At 65.1% G+C, this 17,384-nt stretch carries 12 protein-coding genes; 5 read left to right on the forward strand and 7 right to left on the reverse strand.

The genetic code is table 11. The features are described from left to right. Nucleotides 1-22: 22 nt before the first annotated feature. The 3 genes from J2R80_RS04450 to J2R80_RS04460 all read right to left on the reverse strand — a co-directional run bounded on the left by J2R80_RS04450 (nucleotide 23) and on the right by J2R80_RS04460 (nucleotide 5,889). On the reverse strand, nucleotides 23-1,798 hold the full coding sequence (locus tag J2R80_RS04450) for an NAD(P)-binding domain-containing protein (protein ID WP_253588238.1): 1,776 nt from the start codon (nucleotides 1,796-1,798) through the stop codon (nucleotides 23-25). Nucleotides 1,799-1,873: 75 nt separating this feature from the next. Further along, complete coding sequence (locus tag J2R80_RS04455) at nucleotides 1,874-5,344, reverse strand: acyl-[ACP]--phospholipid O-acyltransferase (RefSeq protein WP_253638064.1); 3,471 nt, start codon at nucleotides 5,342-5,344, stop codon at nucleotides 1,874-1,876. Between the two features lie 287 nt (nucleotides 5,345-5,631). Next, nucleotides 5,632-5,889, reverse strand: coding sequence for a hypothetical protein (locus J2R80_RS04460; protein ID WP_253638065.1), 258 nt, complete (start codon nucleotides 5,887-5,889; stop codon nucleotides 5,632-5,634). A 52-nt stretch (nucleotides 5,890-5,941) separates the two neighbouring features. On the opposite strand from J2R80_RS04460, the gene J2R80_RS04465 reads away from it, so the two are divergent. Next, the gene (locus J2R80_RS04465) at nucleotides 5,942-6,562 is read left to right on the forward strand and encodes a TetR/AcrR family transcriptional regulator (protein ID WP_253640926.1); all 621 of its coding nucleotides are present in this window, start codon (nucleotides 5,942-5,944) and stop codon (nucleotides 6,560-6,562) included. Nucleotides 6,563-6,582: 20 nt separating this feature from the next. On the opposite strand, the gene J2R80_RS04470 is transcribed toward J2R80_RS04465, so the two are convergent. Next, a complete protein-coding gene (locus J2R80_RS04470; protein ID WP_253638066.1) occupies nucleotides 6,583-7,581 on the reverse strand; it encodes a winged helix-turn-helix domain-containing protein in 999 nt (332 codons plus the stop codon). Nucleotides 7,582-7,732: 151 nt separating this feature from the next. Between J2R80_RS04470 and J2R80_RS04475 the strand changes: the two genes are divergently transcribed. Further along, nucleotides 7,733-8,911, forward strand: coding sequence for an ABC transporter substrate-binding protein (locus tag J2R80_RS04475; RefSeq protein ID WP_253638067.1), 1,179 nt, complete (start codon nucleotides 7,733-7,735; stop codon nucleotides 8,909-8,911). 159 nt (nucleotides 8,912-9,070) lie between these two features. Here the strand turns inward: J2R80_RS04475 and J2R80_RS04480 are convergent, their stop codons facing one another. Beyond that, complete coding sequence (locus J2R80_RS04480; RefSeq protein WP_028343281.1) at nucleotides 9,071-9,490, reverse strand: hypothetical protein; 420 nt, start codon at nucleotides 9,488-9,490, stop codon at nucleotides 9,071-9,073. A gap of 220 nt (nucleotides 9,491-9,710) precedes the next feature. Between J2R80_RS04480 and J2R80_RS04485 the strand changes: the two genes are divergently transcribed. Together J2R80_RS04485 and J2R80_RS04490 are read left to right on the forward strand one after the other, a co-directional pair. Beyond that, on the forward strand, nucleotides 9,711-11,978 hold the full coding sequence (locus J2R80_RS04485) for a DUF2235 domain-containing protein (protein ID WP_253638068.1): 2,268 nt from the start codon (nucleotides 9,711-9,713) through the stop codon (nucleotides 11,976-11,978). A 231-nt stretch (nucleotides 11,979-12,209) separates the two neighbouring features. After that, entirely contained in the window at nucleotides 12,210-13,892 is a 1,683-nt protein-coding gene (locus J2R80_RS04490) for a phospholipase D-like domain-containing protein (RefSeq protein ID WP_253638069.1), read from the forward strand. A gap of 66 nt (nucleotides 13,893-13,958) precedes the next feature. On the opposite strand, the gene J2R80_RS04495 is transcribed toward J2R80_RS04490, so the two are convergent. Both J2R80_RS04495 and J2R80_RS04500 read right to left on the reverse strand, forming a co-directional pair. Then, the gene (locus J2R80_RS04495; RefSeq protein WP_225163226.1) at nucleotides 13,959-15,059 is read right to left on the reverse strand and encodes an LLM class flavin-dependent oxidoreductase; all 1,101 of its coding nucleotides are present in this window, start codon (nucleotides 15,057-15,059) and stop codon (nucleotides 13,959-13,961) included. Between the two features lie 105 nt (nucleotides 15,060-15,164). Further along, nucleotides 15,165-15,803, reverse strand: coding sequence for a TetR/AcrR family transcriptional regulator (locus J2R80_RS04500; protein WP_229190798.1), 639 nt, complete (start codon nucleotides 15,801-15,803; stop codon nucleotides 15,165-15,167). A 55-nt stretch (nucleotides 15,804-15,858) separates the two neighbouring features. Between J2R80_RS04500 and J2R80_RS04505 the strand changes: the two genes are divergently transcribed. Further along, nucleotides 15,859-17,370 (forward strand): FAD-dependent monooxygenase, encoded by a 1,512-nt coding sequence (locus J2R80_RS04505; protein WP_253638070.1) that lies wholly within the window; start codon nucleotides 15,859-15,861, stop codon nucleotides 17,368-17,370. Nucleotides 17,371-17,384: the final 14 nt, after the last annotated feature.

The following is a 17,384-nucleotide window of genomic DNA, read 5'->3' on the forward strand; positions in this document are numbered from 1 at the left end:
CTTCAGTGCGAGTGCGTGGAGTTCAGGTGAGTTGCTTGGAAAGCGTGCCGGCCTCGATCGCTGCGATCTGCAGCGCGATGAAGCGGCTGTAGATGCGGGCCTGCGAGAACGCGCCGCCGGCGAACCAGAGGCCGGGCTGCGGCGTGCGCGTCCACATGTTGCGCAGCTCCTGGGTCGCCTCGTCGAAGCCCCAGACGCGGCCGACGCGGGCGGCGATGTCCTCGCCGAACAACCTGCCGACCAGATGGTCCGGGCCCTTGTAGCCGGTGGCGAGCACGAACAGCTCGGCGGCGAGCGACGTGCCGTCCTTCAGCGCAAGGCCGGCGGCGGTGATATCGGCGATGTCGGCGGCCTGGATCAGGCGGATCTTGCCGTCGGCGATCAATTCGGAGCAGCCGACATTGAAGTAGTAGCCGCCGCCGCGGGAGCGAAACTTCAGCGGCCAGCCGGTGCCGTCCTCGCCGAACTCGAGCCGGAAGCCGGCGCGCTCCAGCCGCGACAGCAAGGGCGCATCGAGCCGCTTGACCTCGTCGGTGATGATCCTGTGCGCGATCTTCATCACCGGGAGCGGCACGCCGGAATTGAGGATGTCGCGCACCTCGATCGGCGGGCCGTCGCCGAGATAGGTCTTGTCGTAGAGCTGCGCCGGCTCGACATTGACCACCATGGTCGGGCTGCGCTGCACCATGGTGACGTCGGCGCCGGCGGCGTGCAGCTCCTGGCAGATATCATGCGCGCTGGTGCCGGTGCCAAACACGACGACCGAACGCCCCGCCCATTCGCGCCCGGCCGCGAAGGCGCTGGAGTGCAGCACCTTCCCCTCGAAATTCCCGATGCCGTCGATCCTGGGAATGTTCGGCGTGCCGCTGACGCTGGTCGCGAGCACGATGTGCTTCGGATGCAGCGTGCGCGGGCCGCTGGTCCCTTGCAGCGTCACGGTCCAGCGCTGCGTCGTATCGTCATAGCGCGCGCCCTCGAACGAGGTCTCGGTCCAGAAGTCGAGCTCCATGATGTCGACATAGCTCTCCAGCCAGTTCGCGATCTTGTCCTTCGGGATGTAGTCCGGAAAGCTCGGCGGGAACGGGAGGTAGCGAAACAGATTGACCGGCGTCTTGTTGTGCAGCTTGAGCCCGCGATAGCGCAGCCGCCAATTGTCGCCGATGCGCCGCTCGCGATCGACGATCAGGGCATCGAGCCCGATCCGCTTGCACTCGACCGCGGCCGCGATGCCGGCATGGCCGCCGCCGACGATCAGCACATCGGGCTCGCGGTCGGCATAGGCGCGCGAGGCCTGCCGCTGCTCCAGCCAGTCGGGTGCGGCGAAATCGCGCGCATGGGATTGCTCGGCGGCGCCATCGGCGCGCGCCTCGCAGATGCGGTTGAAGTCGAGCATCGTGGAGAACGTCCACGCCACGGAATTTCCGCCCCTCTCATGCAGCAGGCGGACCGCACCGGTGCCGGGACCATTCGACGTGTCGAAGGTGAAGACCGCCTCGATCGTCTCGCGTCCGGCCACCACGGCCCGCCGCGGTATCAAGGCACGGTCATCGAGACGAAATCCGCTCGCGCCGACCGCTTCAGCGCGCGTCAGCAGTTCGGCAACGACGCGCTGCCGCCCGCTGAAGGTCGCAAATTGCCAGGAGATGCCGAAGATATTGCGCCAGTGGCTCTCCGGCGCAAGCAATGCGGATAGAGCCTCCATGGAGCGGCTCGCGAGCGCCGCATCCAGCGCGCCGATCCATCGCTCGGCGGCAAGTTCAGGCGCGTCCTCCGTAGCCGGGTTCAGTTTGTCCAGCATGATCGTGCTTTCTCGGGAGCAGTTGCCGTCTATCTGACAACATGCTCCCGAAAAGCACAACCATCATGCCAAGCCTCATGCGACGTGTTGCGCCAGCTGCGCGGGCTCGGCCTCGCCCTCATCGCCGGCGGGCTCGGCCTGCGGCGCGGGCGCCGCGGCGAGTTCCGCTGCTATTTCCTTGGCCAATGCAGTGGCACCGACATAGTCGGTCTTGCCGGTGCCGAGCAGCGGCACCTTGTCGATGACGCGGATATCGGCCGGCACCGCGAGCTCGGAGGCGCCGACGCTCTTGGCCTGGCGCTGCATCGCGGCGCGGTCGGCGTCCTTCTGCGTAGTGAGCAGCACGATGCGTTCGCCCTTGCGCTGATCGGGCAGCGTGACCGCAACCGACATGGCCTGCGGCCAGATCGCGGCCGCGATCGCCTCCACCGCGGACAATGAGACCATCTCGCCGGCGATCTTGGCGAAGCGCTTGGCACGACCCTTGATCGCGATGAAGCCCTGCGCGTCGACCGAGACGATGTCGCCGGTGTCGTGCCAGCCTTCGGGCAGCGGCTCGAGCACGCCGGGATTCTCGGCACGGAGATAGCCGAGCATCACGTTCGGGCCCTTCACCGACAGGCGGCCGCCTTCCTCGATGCCGGGGACCGGATCGAGACGGTACTGCATCAGCGGCGAGATGCGGCCGACGGTGCCCTGGCGATTGGCCATCGGCGTGTTCATCGCCAGCACCGGCGCGGTCTCGGTGACGCCATAGCCCTCGAGGATGCGGATGCCGTAGCGCTCCATGTAGATCTGCCGCGTGCGCTCCTTCACCGCCTCCGCACCGGCGATGACGAGCCGCAGCGTGCGGAAGTCATAGGCATGCGCCGAGCGGGCGTAGCCGGTGAGGAAGGTGTCGGTGCCGAACAGGATCGTCGCGCCGGTTTGGTAGATCAGCTCGGGCACGATCCGGTAATGCAGCGGCGACGGATACATGAAGATCGGGATGCCGCCGAGGATCGGCATCATCATGCCGCCGGTCAAACCGAACGAGTGGAACACCGGCAGCACGTTGAACACCTTGTCGTTGGCATTGGCATCGACCCGCGCCAGCGCCTGTGCCGCGTTGGCGAGGATGTTGCGATGGGACAGCACGACGCCCTTCGGCGTGCCTTCCGAACCCGAGGTGAACAGGATGACCGCGGGATCGTTGGCCTTGCGGGCGACGCGCGGCGCGATGCCGGCGCGGAAGCCCGCGACCTTGTCGGCGAGGCCGATGCCGGCCCTGACATCCTCGAGATAGACGACGCGCGCCTGGCCGGCGAGCGCCGCGATCAGCTTGTCGAGCTTGCCCTTCTCGATGAAGGCCTGCGAGGTCAACACGGTCTTCACCTGCGCCGCCTTCATCGCCGCCAGCATGTTGACTGGACCTGCCGAGAAGTTGAGCATCGCCGGCACGCGGCCGATGGTCTGCAGCGCCATGAACACGACGGCGACGCCGGCCGAGTTCGGCAGCAGCACGCCGACATTCTCGCCGACCGCGGTGCCCTGCTCGAGCTTGCGGCTCAGCACCTGGGCGCCGAGGATCAGCTTGCGGTAGGTCAGCTTGGTGCCGAGCGCGTCCTCGATGATCGGCTTGCCGGTGTCGCGGTCGCGATAGGCGTGGCCGAGGCCCTCGAACAGCGTGTGGTCGAGCATCGCGTTCTGGACCATGGCGTTGATCATCACGTCCTGCAGCGCGGCACCGGCGGCATTGCGGCGCGCCTTGCCCTTCAGCGACTGGTCGACCGGCAGCTTCACCGGCGGCAGGATCGAGATCGTCACCTTGGGGAACCAGGAGCGCTTGATCTCGCCATTCTTGAGATAGCTGAGATGCGAACGCTGCGCGCCCTCGATGCGGACCGGGACGACGACCGCATCGGCCTTGTCGGCGATCATTGCGGTGCCGTCATAGACCTTCATCAACGAACCCGAGACCGTGATGCGCCCTTCCGGGAAGATCACCACCGGCTCGCCGGCGGCGACCAGCTTGATCAGGTCGCGCGCGGCCAGCGGCTTGGTCGGGTCCATCGTGTAGTGCTTGATCATCTTCAGGAACGGCTTGGCCCACCACGCCTTGGAGATGCCGGTGTCGACCGCGAAGCTCGCATCGATCGGCAAGGTGGCGTGCAGCAGCGGGCCATCGACCAGGCTGACATGGTTGGGCGCGATCAGCATCCGCGTGCCCGATGGCGGCAGGTTCTCCATGCCGCGCACCTCGACGCGGAACAGCGCCCGGAACAGCAGCGCGCCGAAGTCGCGCACGCCCTCCTTGCCCCACTTGCTCAGCACGAACCAGACGGTGCCGAAGCTCGCGACGGCGAGGCCGAAGAAAATCCAGGCGATCGGCAGGCCGATATATTGCAGGGCGCCGACGAACACCGCGCCGGCGACCATGAAGCCGGCCTGCAAAATGTTGCCTGCGGCGATGATGCGGGCGCGCTCGGACGGCGCGGTCCAGGCCTGCACGGCAGCGAACGACGGCACCACGAACAGGCCGCCGCCGAAGGCGAACAGGAAGAAGTCGGCCAGCATGCGGAAGCCGCCGAACGAGGTCGCGAACGCAACCGCGGTGACATCCTTGCCGAGCGAGGTGGTGGCGATCGCCCAGGCGAGGTCGAGGCCGACCACGCCCATCACGATGGCGCCGATCGGCACCAGCGCGAGGTTCGGGCGGACATGGCTCAGCTGCGCGGCGAACAGCGAGCCGGCGGCAATGCCGATCGCGAACACGGCAAGGCACAGCGTGACCACGCCCTCGGTGCCGCCGACGCCTTCCTTGATCAGCGCAGGCAGCAGCGACAGCACGATCGCACCGACCATCCAGAACCAGGACACGATCACCATGCCGTCCCACAGCCGCGGCTCGGCATAGAGCGACTTCAACAGGCGCACGGTCGAGGTCCAGGGATTCTTGGTGATCGGCAGATCCGGCGCGGACGGCTGCGTCACCGGGATCCGTGACGCAAAGCCCCAGGACAGCACCGACAGGCCGACCACGGCGGCACAGATCCAGCCCATGTGGCTGGCGCCGGCGACGAACATGCCACCCGCAATGGTGCCGATCAGGATCGCCATGAAGGTTGCGCCCTCGACCAGCGCGTTGCCGGTCGCGAGTTCAGACACCGACAGCTGGTCGGGCAGAACGGCATATTTCACTGGGCCGAACAGCGCGGCGACGATGCCGAACAGCGCCAGCGCGATGAACAGCAGCGGGATCGAATGGGTGAAGAAGCCGGCGGCGGCAAAGGCCGCGGCGAAGATCTCGAAGAACTTCAGCCGGCGGGCGACGACGGATTTGATGTAGCGGTCGGCGAGCTCGCCGCCGAGCGCCGAGAGCACGAAGAACGGCGCGATGAACACCGCCCCCGCGAGTTGGACCAGCGCCGGCCCCTGCTCGTTGGCGACGCCATACAGCAGCATGATGACGAGCGCGTTCTTCAGCACGTTGTCGTTCAACGCCGAGCAAAACTGCGACCAGAACAGCGGCGCGAAGCGGCGGGACGTCATCAATTCCTTGATCATGACCGGTTCCTTGGGTTAGCGCGCACGGCGCTGGCAGGTCTGCGAATTCGGGTGGCGGAGAATGGTGAGCGTGGGGAAAATGACGGAGATGCCGCAGCCTTTAGTCTTTTCCGCAACGTATCGGTTCGAAGGCGCGCAAAATCGGGCGAACCGGGACGTCGCGACATTGCCCGCCAGAGATGTACGAGACCTTATCCAGACCTGGGGTTGATCGACGCCGGATAGGCTCGCAGAGGACATGGTGAGCGCTTTGTTGAGGTTTCGCCGACAATTGCGGGCCGCGTGCTTCAGGTCAATTCACTCAAGCCGCCGAACGGTGACCATCGGCAGTTGCGCGGCTTGCAGCGGCCTCCGCTCGCAGCCGCCTGGCGCGGCGCGCGCCGATCCGCGCGCCGCTGCTCCAGGACGCCTGCGACGTCGCAGGCGCGGGCAATCCGCTCGATCGGCGCGGTCGCCAGATTGAGGACGGCGCGGCCGAAGCCCTTCACGAGCTCGATCGAGTCATCGACAAGGGTGGTGGTCAATTGAAGTGCTAGGGTCTGCATCTGAGTGGCCTCCTATGCCAACTTGAGCAACGCTCAAATTAGTAGTATGAAAATGAACATTGTTCAAGAAGAATCGCGACGAGACCGAAAAAAACTTCAGCGGCGAGCCCTGCTGATCGAGATCGCGCGCCGGTCAATCGCCACTAAGGGATTGAGATCACTCAAGGTTCGCGATGTGGCCGAGGCCGCCGGCTGCTCCATCGGCAGTGTCTATAATGAGTTCGGCGACTTCGACGGGTTGATCCTGACCGTGAACCGGGAGACCGTTCACGCCCTGACCACACGCCTCAAGGCGGTCCCGGCCGACGATCCCCTGCGCCAGCTACACGGACTTGCCGACGCCTATCTCGGCTTCGCCACCGAGCACGCCAATCTGCTGCGCTCGCTGTTCGAGCACCGGATGGAGGACGACCGGCCGTTTCCGGAAGACATCCTCACGATGGTGATGGACGCGTTCGCGCTGATGCATGCGCCGCTGCTCCGGCTGCTGCCCGATCGTGATCCCGGCGACGTCGCGCTGCTGTCGCGGACGATGTTCTCCGCGGTCCACGGCATCATCTCACTCGGCATCGAGGAGCGCATGGTCGCGGTCCCGCCCGAGATGCTGCGCGAGCGCCTCGCGCAGTTCGTCGACACGCATCTGGCGGGGCTCGGTGTTTCGCGGCGCGCGTAATCACACCGGGTGCGTCTCGATCAGGTTTGACTGCGTGCAATGCGGCCCGGGTGGGCAAGGGTCCAGAGCGGTTCGAGGAACACGACACCGGTACCTCCCTCGCGGAAGACGAGCTTGAACTCGATCCGCCCATCCGCGGTGATGGAGGCGGAGTGCAGTCCGGTATTGCCGTCATAGCGCAAGACGTCGTCGAGGACATATCCGGTGAAGCCGCCGGAAAAGCCGGGCCCGGGTACACGGCTGTGCGGCATCGCCGGGCCGTTCACGAGATAGCCGGTCGCGACACCATCCCGATCGACATTGGTGACGATCATCATGAATTGGCGGTGCGAATTGATCCAACCCTCGGCGCTCACCCACACGCCGAGAAAGCGGCGGACATTGTCCGGTACGTCACTTGCCGGCGCGCGAACGCGATAGGCGGGAAGCGGCAGCTGCTTCTCGGCGGCCAGCGCGGTGATCCGCTCGACATCCTGCTCCGGCACGATGCCGTGATCCTGCGGCACAAGCCAGTGCGCCAATTCGGCCAGAGGATGCCACATCCCGTTGGCGAGCGGCGGCGCGGATGCGAATGATGCGAAGGCGATCACCGACAGGCCGGCGATCAGCGACCATCGGGGAAGCGCGGCCAAGCGTGCCGCGATGCCGCGGGGAGCGGACGTTCGGCGCGAGACGTTCTGCGATCCATGATCGTGCGGCGGCGGCAGCGGCCTGGCATCGAGACGATAGCCGCGGCGAGACACCGTCTTGATGATGCGGTGGTCATCATCGCGCAGCTTCAGGCGCAGCTCGCGGATGCACTGGACGAGCGAGTCGTCGGAAACCGCGACGTTACCCCAGACCGCCTCGTGCAGATCCTGCTTGGACGCCAGCCGTCCGGCATTGCCGGCGAGATAGCCGAGCACCGCGAATGATTTCGGCCTGAGATCGAGATCGACACCATCCACGCGGGCTACGCCGCGGGCGAGATCAAGCTCAAAGGAATCAAATATCAAAACGGAATCAGTCGCCGGGTCCATAGAGGTCACTCCATGCCCACAGACGGCACCAATCGGGAAAATTTAGCAGGAAATTCGCCGTTCTGTCACTTCTTCATCAGGACTTCCCTGGCCCGAAGCCGATAGTCGCGAACCGGCCCGGCATCATCTCCGGGCTCGCGGGAGGTTGGCCATGTCGAGTACCCGGTTTGCCATGTTGGTCGGGGCCGTTCTGGCGCTTGCGGCGGTGCGACCGGGACCCACCCAGGCGCAGGACGTCGTAAGGGTCGGGCTGGTGATGCCATTGACCGGCGTTCTGGGGCCGGTCGGCAAACAGGCGGTCGCCGGGGCGCGGCTCTATATGGCGCAGCACGGCGACATGGTCGCCGGCCGCAAGGTCGAATTGATCGTCCGGGACGATGCCAGCGTGCCCGACAATGCCAAGCGCATTGCGCAGGAGCTGATCGTCAACGACGAGGTGGCGATCCTCGGCGGCGGGTTGACGCCGAGCGTGCTGGCGCTCGCGCCGCTGGCCAATGAGAGCAAGACGGCAACCGTCGTGATGGTATCGGGCACTTCGATCGTGACCGAACGGTCGCCTTACTTCGTGCGCACCAGCTGGACGCACGCGCAGCAGGCCAGCGTGCTGGCGGATTGGGCGGCGAGAAACGGATCGAACCGGGCCACCATCATCGCATCCGACTGGGCACCCGGGCGCGAAGCCGCCGGCGTATTTTCGGCGAGCTTCACCGCGGCAGGTGGAATGATCGTCGAAGCGCTGAAAGTGCCGCTGGCCAACCCCGATTTCGCGCCGTTCCTGCAGCGCGCGCGGGATGGCAATCCCGACACCCTGTTCATTTTTGTCCCGACAAGCCAGGCCGGTATCCTGGCCAAGCAGTTCGTCGAGCGCGGGCTCGACAAGAGCGGGATCAAGCTGATCGGCCCCGGCGACATCGCCGACGACGAGGACCTGCCGGGCATGAGCGATGCGATGATCGGCATGATCACGGCGGGGTTCTACTCCGCCGCGCATCCATCCGAGCTGAACCGCGACTATGTCGCGGCGTTCCGCAAGGCCAACGCGAATGTTCGACCGAACTTCATCAGCGTCAGCGCCTATGACGGCATGCATCTGATTTACGAGGCGCTGAAGGTGACCGGCGGCAAGACCAATGGCGATGCGCTGGTCGAAGCCATGAAGGGCATGGCCTGGGAAAGCCCGCGCGGCCCGATGTCGATCGACCCGAAGACGCGCGAAGTCGTCCACGACATCTACATTCGCAGGGTCGAGAAGGTCGGCGGCGAGCTCTACAGCGTCGAGCAGGAGACGTTCAAGGCGGTCAAGGACCCCGCCAAGGTCGCGAACCGATGAGGGAGGCGCAGTAGCAGCTGATCCGGCTCGGCGTAGGCCTTTGCGGTGTCCCGGCGTAGCGGTGACGGCCGACACAGGACTTGCGTTCAGACCATCCCCCCTGCAACACGACCGATCCCGAGCCAGCAAACCAGCCTCGTCCAACGCCACTCCGACGCTTCACGCGCGCGCCCGCGCGATCGTGCCGCCGACGATCTGCATGGCAACGCCGAGCACCCAGCCCGCCATGATGGCCGCGGTCCAGCCGATGTCCGGCTCGCTGCGCAGCACGACGACGCCAACCGAGAAGAACGCAACCATTGTCGCGAGGAAGGTCCCGATCGCGCCGAGCAGCTCCGCCGCGTCGATCTTGCGCATCGAGGCCGTATCCTTCGGATGGAACAGCTTGGGGGGCGTATCGATGCCGAGATAGAAGCCGATCGCGCCGCCCAGCATCATGATGAGCAGGAACGCCTGCGAGGTCAGCGCCGAGACGCTCGAGCCGACATGGATGGCGACAAACAGACCGCTTGCAGCTCCCGCCAAAGCAAGGCCGAAGCGCTCTAGGACATGGGCAAATTTTCTGACGTGGCTGCGCATGGCTGTGCCTCATCAATGAATTGCGCCGCTATCAGGCTAGGCCTTTTCGCAGCAGCGCGAAAGCGGTCACCTCTCACATGGCCGCGACCACGTGACGCTTTGTGCGCCAGTTCACACCTATCGCGGCATGGAATGTTTAAAGAACGATCAAAGGTAGCAATCGATCCGGTCCCTGCTACGCTGCGCCATCCGCTTCATTCGTTTCAGCGAGCATCCTTTAATGCCGAGTCCGAAGATCATTATTCTGTCCGACGGCACCGGCAACGCCGCTTCCAGCGTCTGGCGCACCAATGTCTGGCGGATATTTCAGTCGCTGGATTTGCAGGGCAATACGCAGGCCGCCAAATATGATGACGGCGTCGGCACGTCGAAATTCATTCCGCTGGCCATCCTCGGCGGCGCCTTCGGCTACGGCCTCAAGCGCAACATCCTCGACGCCTACAAGTTCATCTGCCGGAACTACGACCACGAGAACGATTCGAAGGTCTACCTGTTCGGATTCAGCCGCGGCGCGTTCACCGTGCGCACGCTCGCCGCACTCATCCTCGATCAGGGCCTGATCGTCGCGGACACCGAATCCGAGCTGCACGACGGCGCGGTGAAGGCCTATCGCGCATACCGGGCCGAGGGCTACCACTCGATCTGGCGCATCGAGGTGCTGTTCCGCGCGCTGCGCGACTATGTTCTTGTGCCGCTGTGGGATCGCCTTCGAGGCAACAAGCCGTATGCAAGGATCGCGCGGAAGCCGGTGCCGGCGATCGAGTTCATCGGCATCTGGGATACCGTCGCGGCCTATGGCCTGCCGATCGACGAGATGACGCGCGGCATCTCCAACTGGGTGTGGCCGCTCGAACTACCGAACCGGACTCTCAGCCCGAAGGTCAAGTGCGCGCGACACGCGCTGGCGCTCGACGACGAGCGCACGACCTTTCATCCGGTGCTCTGGACCGAGCAAGAGCCGGGGCAGCCCGCACCGGCCGTGCCGACCAGCATCGATGGCGAGCGCCTCGTCCAGGTCTGGTTCGTCGGCATGCACGCCAATGTCGGCGGCGGCTATCCGGACGACGCTGTCGCATTCGTGCCGCTGGCCTGGCTGGTCGACGAAGCCGTCAAGCGCGGCCTCGCATTCAAGAGCGCACCGATCGCCGACCCTGACGCGATCAAGTCAATCAAGTCCTCCGAGGACAAGGATGGCCGCCTCTACGATTCCCGGGCCGGCCTCGGCGCGTACTACCGGTACGGTCCGCGCAAGGTCGCCGACCTCTGCAACGATCCCTATGCCGGCGTCAGCGTGCCGATGCCGAAGATCCACGAGAGCGTGTTCGAGCGGATCGACAGCGGCGCCAATGCCTATGCCCCGATCGGACTTCCGCCGAACTACGTGGTCGTGTCGCGCAGCGGCCAGGTCACTCCGCTCGGCGCCAATACGTTTGAGACGCCCGCGGGCGCACCGGCGCGCTATGCCGCACAGGAGAAGCTGTGGAACTACGTCTGGATGCGGCGGATCGCCTACTTCGCCACGCTGGCGGCGTCGCTGCATCTGGCCACGTTCTGGCTGTTCCACAACCAGCACAAGGAGCACGAATTCAGCTCACCTGTCAGGATGATCTCGGAGCTAGTGCGCTTCGTTCAATCGTTCCTGCCCGATTCCTTTCATTGGTGGACCGATTGGTACGCCGGCAATCCGGAATGGTTCGCCGGCGGCATCCTTGCTGTCATCGTGCTGATGGGTGCCGGCAGTTCGCTCAGCGCGACGATCAGCGACAGGATGCGGATCATCTGGCGTGACCGCGCGAAGCCGACGCCACTCTCCGGGTTCATGCACGATGCGATCTATCGATTCCGTACCAGCGCGGTCTATCAGTGGATTCTCAACGTCGGAAAGCGGCATGTCGTCCCTTTCCTGCTCACGGCCCTGCTGGTCTGGTTCAGCGCGACGCTGTTCAGCCACTTCCTGTTCAATCTCGCCGATTCGACGGGGGCATTCTGCAAGGGCACTGCAACGGACAAGCTTGTCGCCGTCGACAAGGGCATCCCGCAGGATGCCGCCGACTTCGACACCGGCGCCATCTGTGCGCCGACCGGCCTCAAGGTCCGCACCGGGTTCAAATACGAGATCGCGATCACGATGTCGGAGCCATGGGAGGACGCCGGCCGCGCGGTGACGCCGATCGGATACCGGACCTCGACCATCGAAGGCACAAAGCAGTTGCGCGGCTATTTCGCGATCTTCCTGCGGCGGATCCTGTTCCGGCCATGGTTCAGGCTGATCGCACGGGTCGGAGAGACCGGCGTCGACGAGTATTTTCTCGACCCCCTGCCGGTGTCGAACACCGACCCGCAGGTCTACAAGGCGCGTTTCACCGCCGATCGCAGCGGCGAGATCTTCCTCTACGTCAACCAGGCCGTCATCAGCCTGCCCTGGGTCTGCGGATGGTTCTACGGCGACCATAAGGGCAAGGCGAAGGTCACGGTGCGGTTGCTGTAGGAAGCCGCGATCGGGCCCACAGCATCGCGGCCCAACGGGTGCGCACGACGTGACCGATCTGTGATCCTGCCGACAGACCAGGTTGTAGATTGTCTGGCATACTCTCCTTGCTAGATCAGCTGCCCCGACGCCCGGAACGATCCGACGCGACTTCAGGGATCGCCGGGCGACGTTGACGCGCCAGGTTCATGTCGACCGGATATTTCTCAGCCGCGATTTGGAGGCATCACCATGATTTCCACAATTCAGGCGTTCCCGACCACCGACGGCATCTTCGTGGTCTGGGAGGTCGCGGCAATGATCCCGGACTGCCTCGGCTTTGCGCTGTATCGTCAGCAGCAGGGCAAAAGTGCAACCGTGGTCGACACCTGGGTCGGGTTCGAGGACCAGGCGCAGGATCACAAGCCGGGCGAACATCGGCCGAGCACCGAATGGCCGGTGCAGAAGACCAACTGGACCGATTTCCTGGCGCCAACCGACGCGCCGGTCCGCTATGGCGTCGTTCCGGTTCTCAAGGACGGCGCCACCAAGGTGAAGCCCGCCTACAGTGCGCCAGCGACATGGACCGAATACGTCTCCGCAATGCCGTCGGGCCCGCTCAAGCCATGGTTCAACCGCGGCGCGATCTCGGCGCAATGGCTGTCGCGCGCGATCGGCAAGGACAAAAAGCCGGCGCAAACCCTGGAGAAGGCGATCTCGACCAAGGGCAACAAGATCCGTGACTTCCTCAAGGGCCAGCTCGGCGCCCGCCTGCTGGCGCTGTTGGCTGAAGCCAAGAAGAGCAAGCGCGACGTCTATCTCGCGCTCTACGAGTTCAACGACCCTGAGCTGATCGCCGCGCTGACCGCGATGAAGGGCAAGGCGCACGTCGTGCTCGGCAACAGCACAGGCAAGGCCGACGCCACCGCCAAGGACACCGAGAAGAACGCCGGCGTGCTGAAGAAGGCCGGCGTCGACATCGTCCGCCGCAAGATCGCGCCGAGCCGTTACGCCCACAACAAGTTCGCGGTGTTCTGCGACGGCGCGCAGAAGCCGAAGGTGGTCTGGACCGGCAGCACCAACTGGACCCGGACCGGACTGTGCACCCAGAACAACAACGGGCTCGAGATCACCGACGACAAGGTCGCGGCGGCCTATCATGACCATTGGAAAGCGATCTACGCCGACGGCAGCAAGTCGCCGAAGGCGCTGGCCGTGGCCGGCGATCACGAATGGCCCTTCACCATCGGCAAGTCGAAGCTCAGCGTCTGGTTCACGCCCACCACCAGGAGCGGCGACCTCAAGGAAGCCACCAAGATGATCGAGGACACCGAGCATGGCGCGGTGTGCCTGATGCTCAATCCCGGCAACAAGGGCCTGCTCGGCCCGATCCTGGAGAAGGCGCAGGACAAGAAGCTTTATGTGCGCGGGGTGCTCAACAATTTCCCGGCGCAGGGCAAGGACAGCCCGAAGGATCAGCTGCAGCTCCTGGCCGGCGACGGACAGCAGCAGGTCTTCAAGGGCAAGCAGATCGCCGACGTGATCCGGCCCGCCGGCATCGACAAGACCGCGGACTGGTGGGAGCACGAGATCAAGAACACCGGAAAGTTCATGATCGCCGTGCACAGCAAGGTGATCGTGCTGGATCCGGCCGGCAAGAACCCGGTGGTCATGACCGGCTCGCACAATTTCTCCGACCGCGCCAGCACCAAGAACGACGACAACCTCGTCATCATCAGGGGCGATTCGCAGCTGGCGCTGACCTATGCGGCGCGCATCGTCAGCATCTACGGCCAGTATCGCTGGCAGGCCTGGCGCAACACGCCGGAGGGCCAGAAGGACAAGGGTCTGAAGCGCAGCGACACCTGGCTGGGCAACCGCATCGGCAAGGGCTGGGCGGAAACCGAAACGCGGTTCTGGCTTGGCACCACCTGACGCCGGCGATCCGTCATGAATACGGGGCAGCGTTACCGCTGCCCCGTATTATCTTCACCGTCAATCCTACGCCGCGCGGCCGACCGAGGCGTCGAGATGCTTCAGCCGCGGCAGCACCTCTTGCTTCAGGAGCCGCAGCGAATTGTGCCAGGCTTCCGGCTTGTGCTTGTAGTCGAAGCCGAACACCAGGAGCACGCCGAAGCCGCCGACCTCCTGGTAGATCTTCTCGATCTTCTCGGTGACGGTCGCAGGCGAGCCGACGATCCAGTTGTTGCGCGCGCAATATTCGACCGTGACGTCGCTGTCCGGCACGTCGGGCGAGGCCTTCAGGTAATCCTTGAAACCAAAGTGGCCGAGCAGCGGCAGGAAGTACTCGCCCATCATTCGGCCCATCATGTCGCCGGTCGACAGCTTCCATGCTTCTTCATCGGTGTCGGCGACGAATACCTCGCGCACCATTCGCCAATCCTTGCGGCTCGGCGTGCGGCCGGTCTTGGCCGCGCCGGCTTCGACCGAATCCCAGTGGCTGCCGACATAGGCAGGGTTGAGGTTGAGGCTCATCGGAATGAAGCCGCGCTCGCCGGCGAGCTTCAGCGTATCCGAATTCTTGGAGAGCCCCGCGACGCCGATCGGCGGATGCGGCGCTTGCTGAGGCTTGATGTGCGGCTTGAGGAAATCGAACATCGTGTCCGGCTTGGTCACGGTCCAGAACTTACCCTTGTGGGTCCAGGGAGCCGGCTCGGTCCACATCTTCAAAATGATCTCGAGCGCCTCGCGGGTCATGTCGCGGTTCTGTCCCGACATGCCGTCGACATTGAACATCGCCCAGTCGCTCGGCAGCCCGGAGGCCGCGACGCCGAAATTGAGCCGCCCGTTCGAGAGGTGATCGAGCATCGCGACGCGGTTGGCGAGCTCGGCCGGGTGATGATACGGCAGCAGGAAGCCGCCGGGCCCGATGCGGATGTTCTTGGTCTGCAGCAGCGCCTGCGCGATCAACAGATCAGGCGACGGATGCGGCTCCCAGGGTGCGGTGTGGTGCTCGCCGATCCAGGCTTCCTGATAGCCGAGCTCGTCGAGCCAGCGCAGCACCTGCAGGTCCCAGTCGTGGCCCTCCTTCAATCCGCACTCCGGCGGATGCGACGGCATCGCGAAGTATCCGAGTTCCATGGGTTTCCTCTCTTTGTTCGATGCGTGTCTTCCGCACGCGCTTCGAGAGTAGCTGCCCCGGCTACGGCAGAACAATGGCCTTGTCGCATCCGGCTCGGCCGGGATTCATGCGTAGGGCGTATCCTTCAGCATGATCGCGATACCGGAAAAGCTTCGCTCCATGATCCGCAGGAAGGTCTCGCGTGACGTCGCAGCCGACCTGCGGGCCTTGTGCTCGCGAAGCCCTTCCGCATAGGCGACGGTCAGCGCCGTGACCACCATCGACGCGGCGAGCCGGGCATCGGCATCGGCGAGCGGGCGCTTGATGGCTGCCGCCAGCACGCTCGCGAGATCATCGATCAGTTCGTCACGCATCTCGCGCGCCCGCGCCGAGAGCGCCGGGCTCTCGGCGACGGTGCGCCAGAATTTCGCCGTTGCGTCGGTGAATTTCGCGAACGGATGCACGCGATCCGCCAGGCTGTGCACCAGCTTGCGGAGCGTCGCGATCGGCGCCTCGCCGGCCGGACGCTCGGCAAAGGCAGTCCGCAGCAACTGACGGCTTTCCTCTTCACGGTCGAAGAACAGGTCTTCCTTGCGTGGAAAGTAATTGAACACCGTCATCCGGGAGACCTCGGCTGCCTCGGCGACTTCGGCCACCGAAACATTGTCGAAGCCGCGTTCCAGGAACAGCTCGGTGGCGACATCCGAGATCGCCTGGCGCGTCGCCTCCTTCTTCCGCTCCCGCAACCCGCCCTGATTTGACATGCGGGAATTTGTACCATAATAAATATTATACTGAGTATAATTTTATGGTGACGGCGTGACGCGTGAACGAACCGATGTGGTTGTGGTCGGTGCCGGGCCGACCGGACTGCTGCTGGCGATCGAACTGACCCTGGGCGGCGCCGACGTGATCGTCATCGAGCGGCTGGCCGAGCCCGACCAGACCATCAAGGCCGGCGCGATCGGCGCGCTAGCAGGCGAGGCCCTCGAGCGCCGCGGCCTCGGCGATGCGATGAATGCGGTCGAACGCAGCATGGCGGACAGCATGTCCAGGCTCATGAAGGGCTCGGGCGATGCGAGCGACCTGCCGTTCAAGAAATTCGGCGGTCACTTCTCGGGCATTTTCCTGATCGACCAGACGCGTCAGCGCGAGCCGGACCGGCGGTTGCGCGGGGTGAACCAGCGAGCCCTGGAAACGATGCTCGCCGGGCGCGCCCACGCGCTCGGCATCGAGATCAGGCGCGGCTGCGAATTGATCGATTTCGAGGATAGCGGCGACGGCGTCGTGGCGCGGACCAGGGACGCGTCCGGCGATGCCACGCTGCACGCGGCCTATCTCGTCGGCTGCGACGGCGGACGCAGCGCCGTGCGCAAGCGCGCAGGCTTCGCATTCCCCGGCACCGAACCGACCCTCACCGGACACCAGGCCATCGTCGACCTCGATCATCCAGATCGACTTCTGCCGGTCGGCTGGCGGCGAACGCCGGTCGGCATGATGGCCTATGGACCGATTCCTGGCCGGGTGTTCCTGGCCGAGTTCGACGGACCGCCGGCCGATCGCAGCGCGCCGGTCACGCGCGAGGAGATCGAGACCACCCTGCGCCGGATCAGCGGCGTCGACGTTCGCGTCACCGCCGTCAAGACCGCGACGCGCTTCACCGACAATGCGCGACAGGCCGACAGCTATCGAAGGGGCCGCGTCCTCTTGGCGGGCGATGCGGCGCATGTGCACTCGCCATTCGGCGGACAAGGCCTCAATCTCGGCCTGCTCGATGCGGTCAATCTCGGCTGGAAGCTTGCGGCGGTCGTGTGCGATCGCATGCCCGACAGCCTGCTCTACAGCTACACCGAGGAGCGGCACCCGATCGCGGCAAGGGTGCTGGCCAACACCCGCGCCCAGGTCGCCTTGATGCGGCCTGACGTCATGACTGATGCCCTGCGCGAGATCGTCGCTGATCTGATGAGCCTCGACGAGGGCACCCGCTATTTCGGCGAAATGATCAGCGGCATCAGGATCCGTTACGATCTCGGCAGCGACCATCCATCGGTCGGCCGGCTCTCCGGCAATTTTGCTCTCGGCGACGACGGCGCGGAAACAACCCTGTTCGATCGGATGGAGGACGGCAGGGCCGTGCTGGTCGATGCGACTGATGGAGCCGCGTCAGCGATCGCGGCACGCTGGGATATCTTCGTGCGATGCGTGCCGCGACGTAGCGGCGCTTCGCTGCTGATCCGCCCGGATGCCTGCATCGCCTGGGCAGCCGACGACGCCGACACGACGGGCCTCGACGCCGCGCTGACGCGCTGGTTCGGGCCCGCCATGCCGTGACCTCGCAAGCGAGG

This window comes from Bradyrhizobium sp. USDA 4541, from assembly GCF_024171085.1.
Taxonomy (GTDB): domain Bacteria; phylum Pseudomonadota; class Alphaproteobacteria; order Rhizobiales; family Xanthobacteraceae; genus Bradyrhizobium; species Bradyrhizobium australafricanum.

Excerpts from the sequence above, each read along its gene's own strand:
- J2R80_RS04450 (WP_253588238.1), bottom strand. The coding sequence starts at position 1,798 with ATGCTGGACAAACTGAACCCGGCTACGGAGGACGCGCCTGAACTTGCC.
- J2R80_RS04455 (WP_253638064.1), bottom strand. The coding sequence starts at position 5,344 with ATGATCAAGGAATTGATGACGTCCCGCCGCTTCGCGCCGCTGTTCTGG.
- J2R80_RS04460 (WP_253638065.1), bottom strand. The coding sequence starts at position 5,889 with ATGCAGACCCTAGCACTTCAATTGACCACCACCCTTGTCGATGACTCG.
- J2R80_RS04465 (WP_253640926.1), top strand. The coding sequence starts at position 5,942 with ATGAACATTGTTCAAGAAGAATCGCGACGAGACCGAAAAAAACTTCAG.
- J2R80_RS04470 (WP_253638066.1), bottom strand. The coding sequence starts at position 7,581 with ATGGACCCGGCGACTGATTCCGTTTTGATATTTGATTCCTTTGAGCTT.
- J2R80_RS04475 (WP_253638067.1), top strand. The coding sequence starts at position 7,733 with ATGTCGAGTACCCGGTTTGCCATGTTGGTCGGGGCCGTTCTGGCGCTT.
- J2R80_RS04480 (WP_028343281.1), bottom strand. The coding sequence starts at position 9,490 with ATGCGCAGCCACGTCAGAAAATTTGCCCATGTCCTAGAGCGCTTCGGC.
- J2R80_RS04485 (WP_253638068.1), top strand. The coding sequence starts at position 9,711 with ATGCCGAGTCCGAAGATCATTATTCTGTCCGACGGCACCGGCAACGCC.
- J2R80_RS04490 (WP_253638069.1), top strand. The coding sequence starts at position 12,210 with ATGATTTCCACAATTCAGGCGTTCCCGACCACCGACGGCATCTTCGTG.
- J2R80_RS04495 (WP_225163226.1), bottom strand. The coding sequence starts at position 15,059 with ATGGAACTCGGATACTTCGCGATGCCGTCGCATCCGCCGGAGTGCGGA.
- J2R80_RS04500 (WP_229190798.1), bottom strand. The coding sequence starts at position 15,803 with ATGTCAAATCAGGGCGGGTTGCGGGAGCGGAAGAAGGAGGCGACGCGC.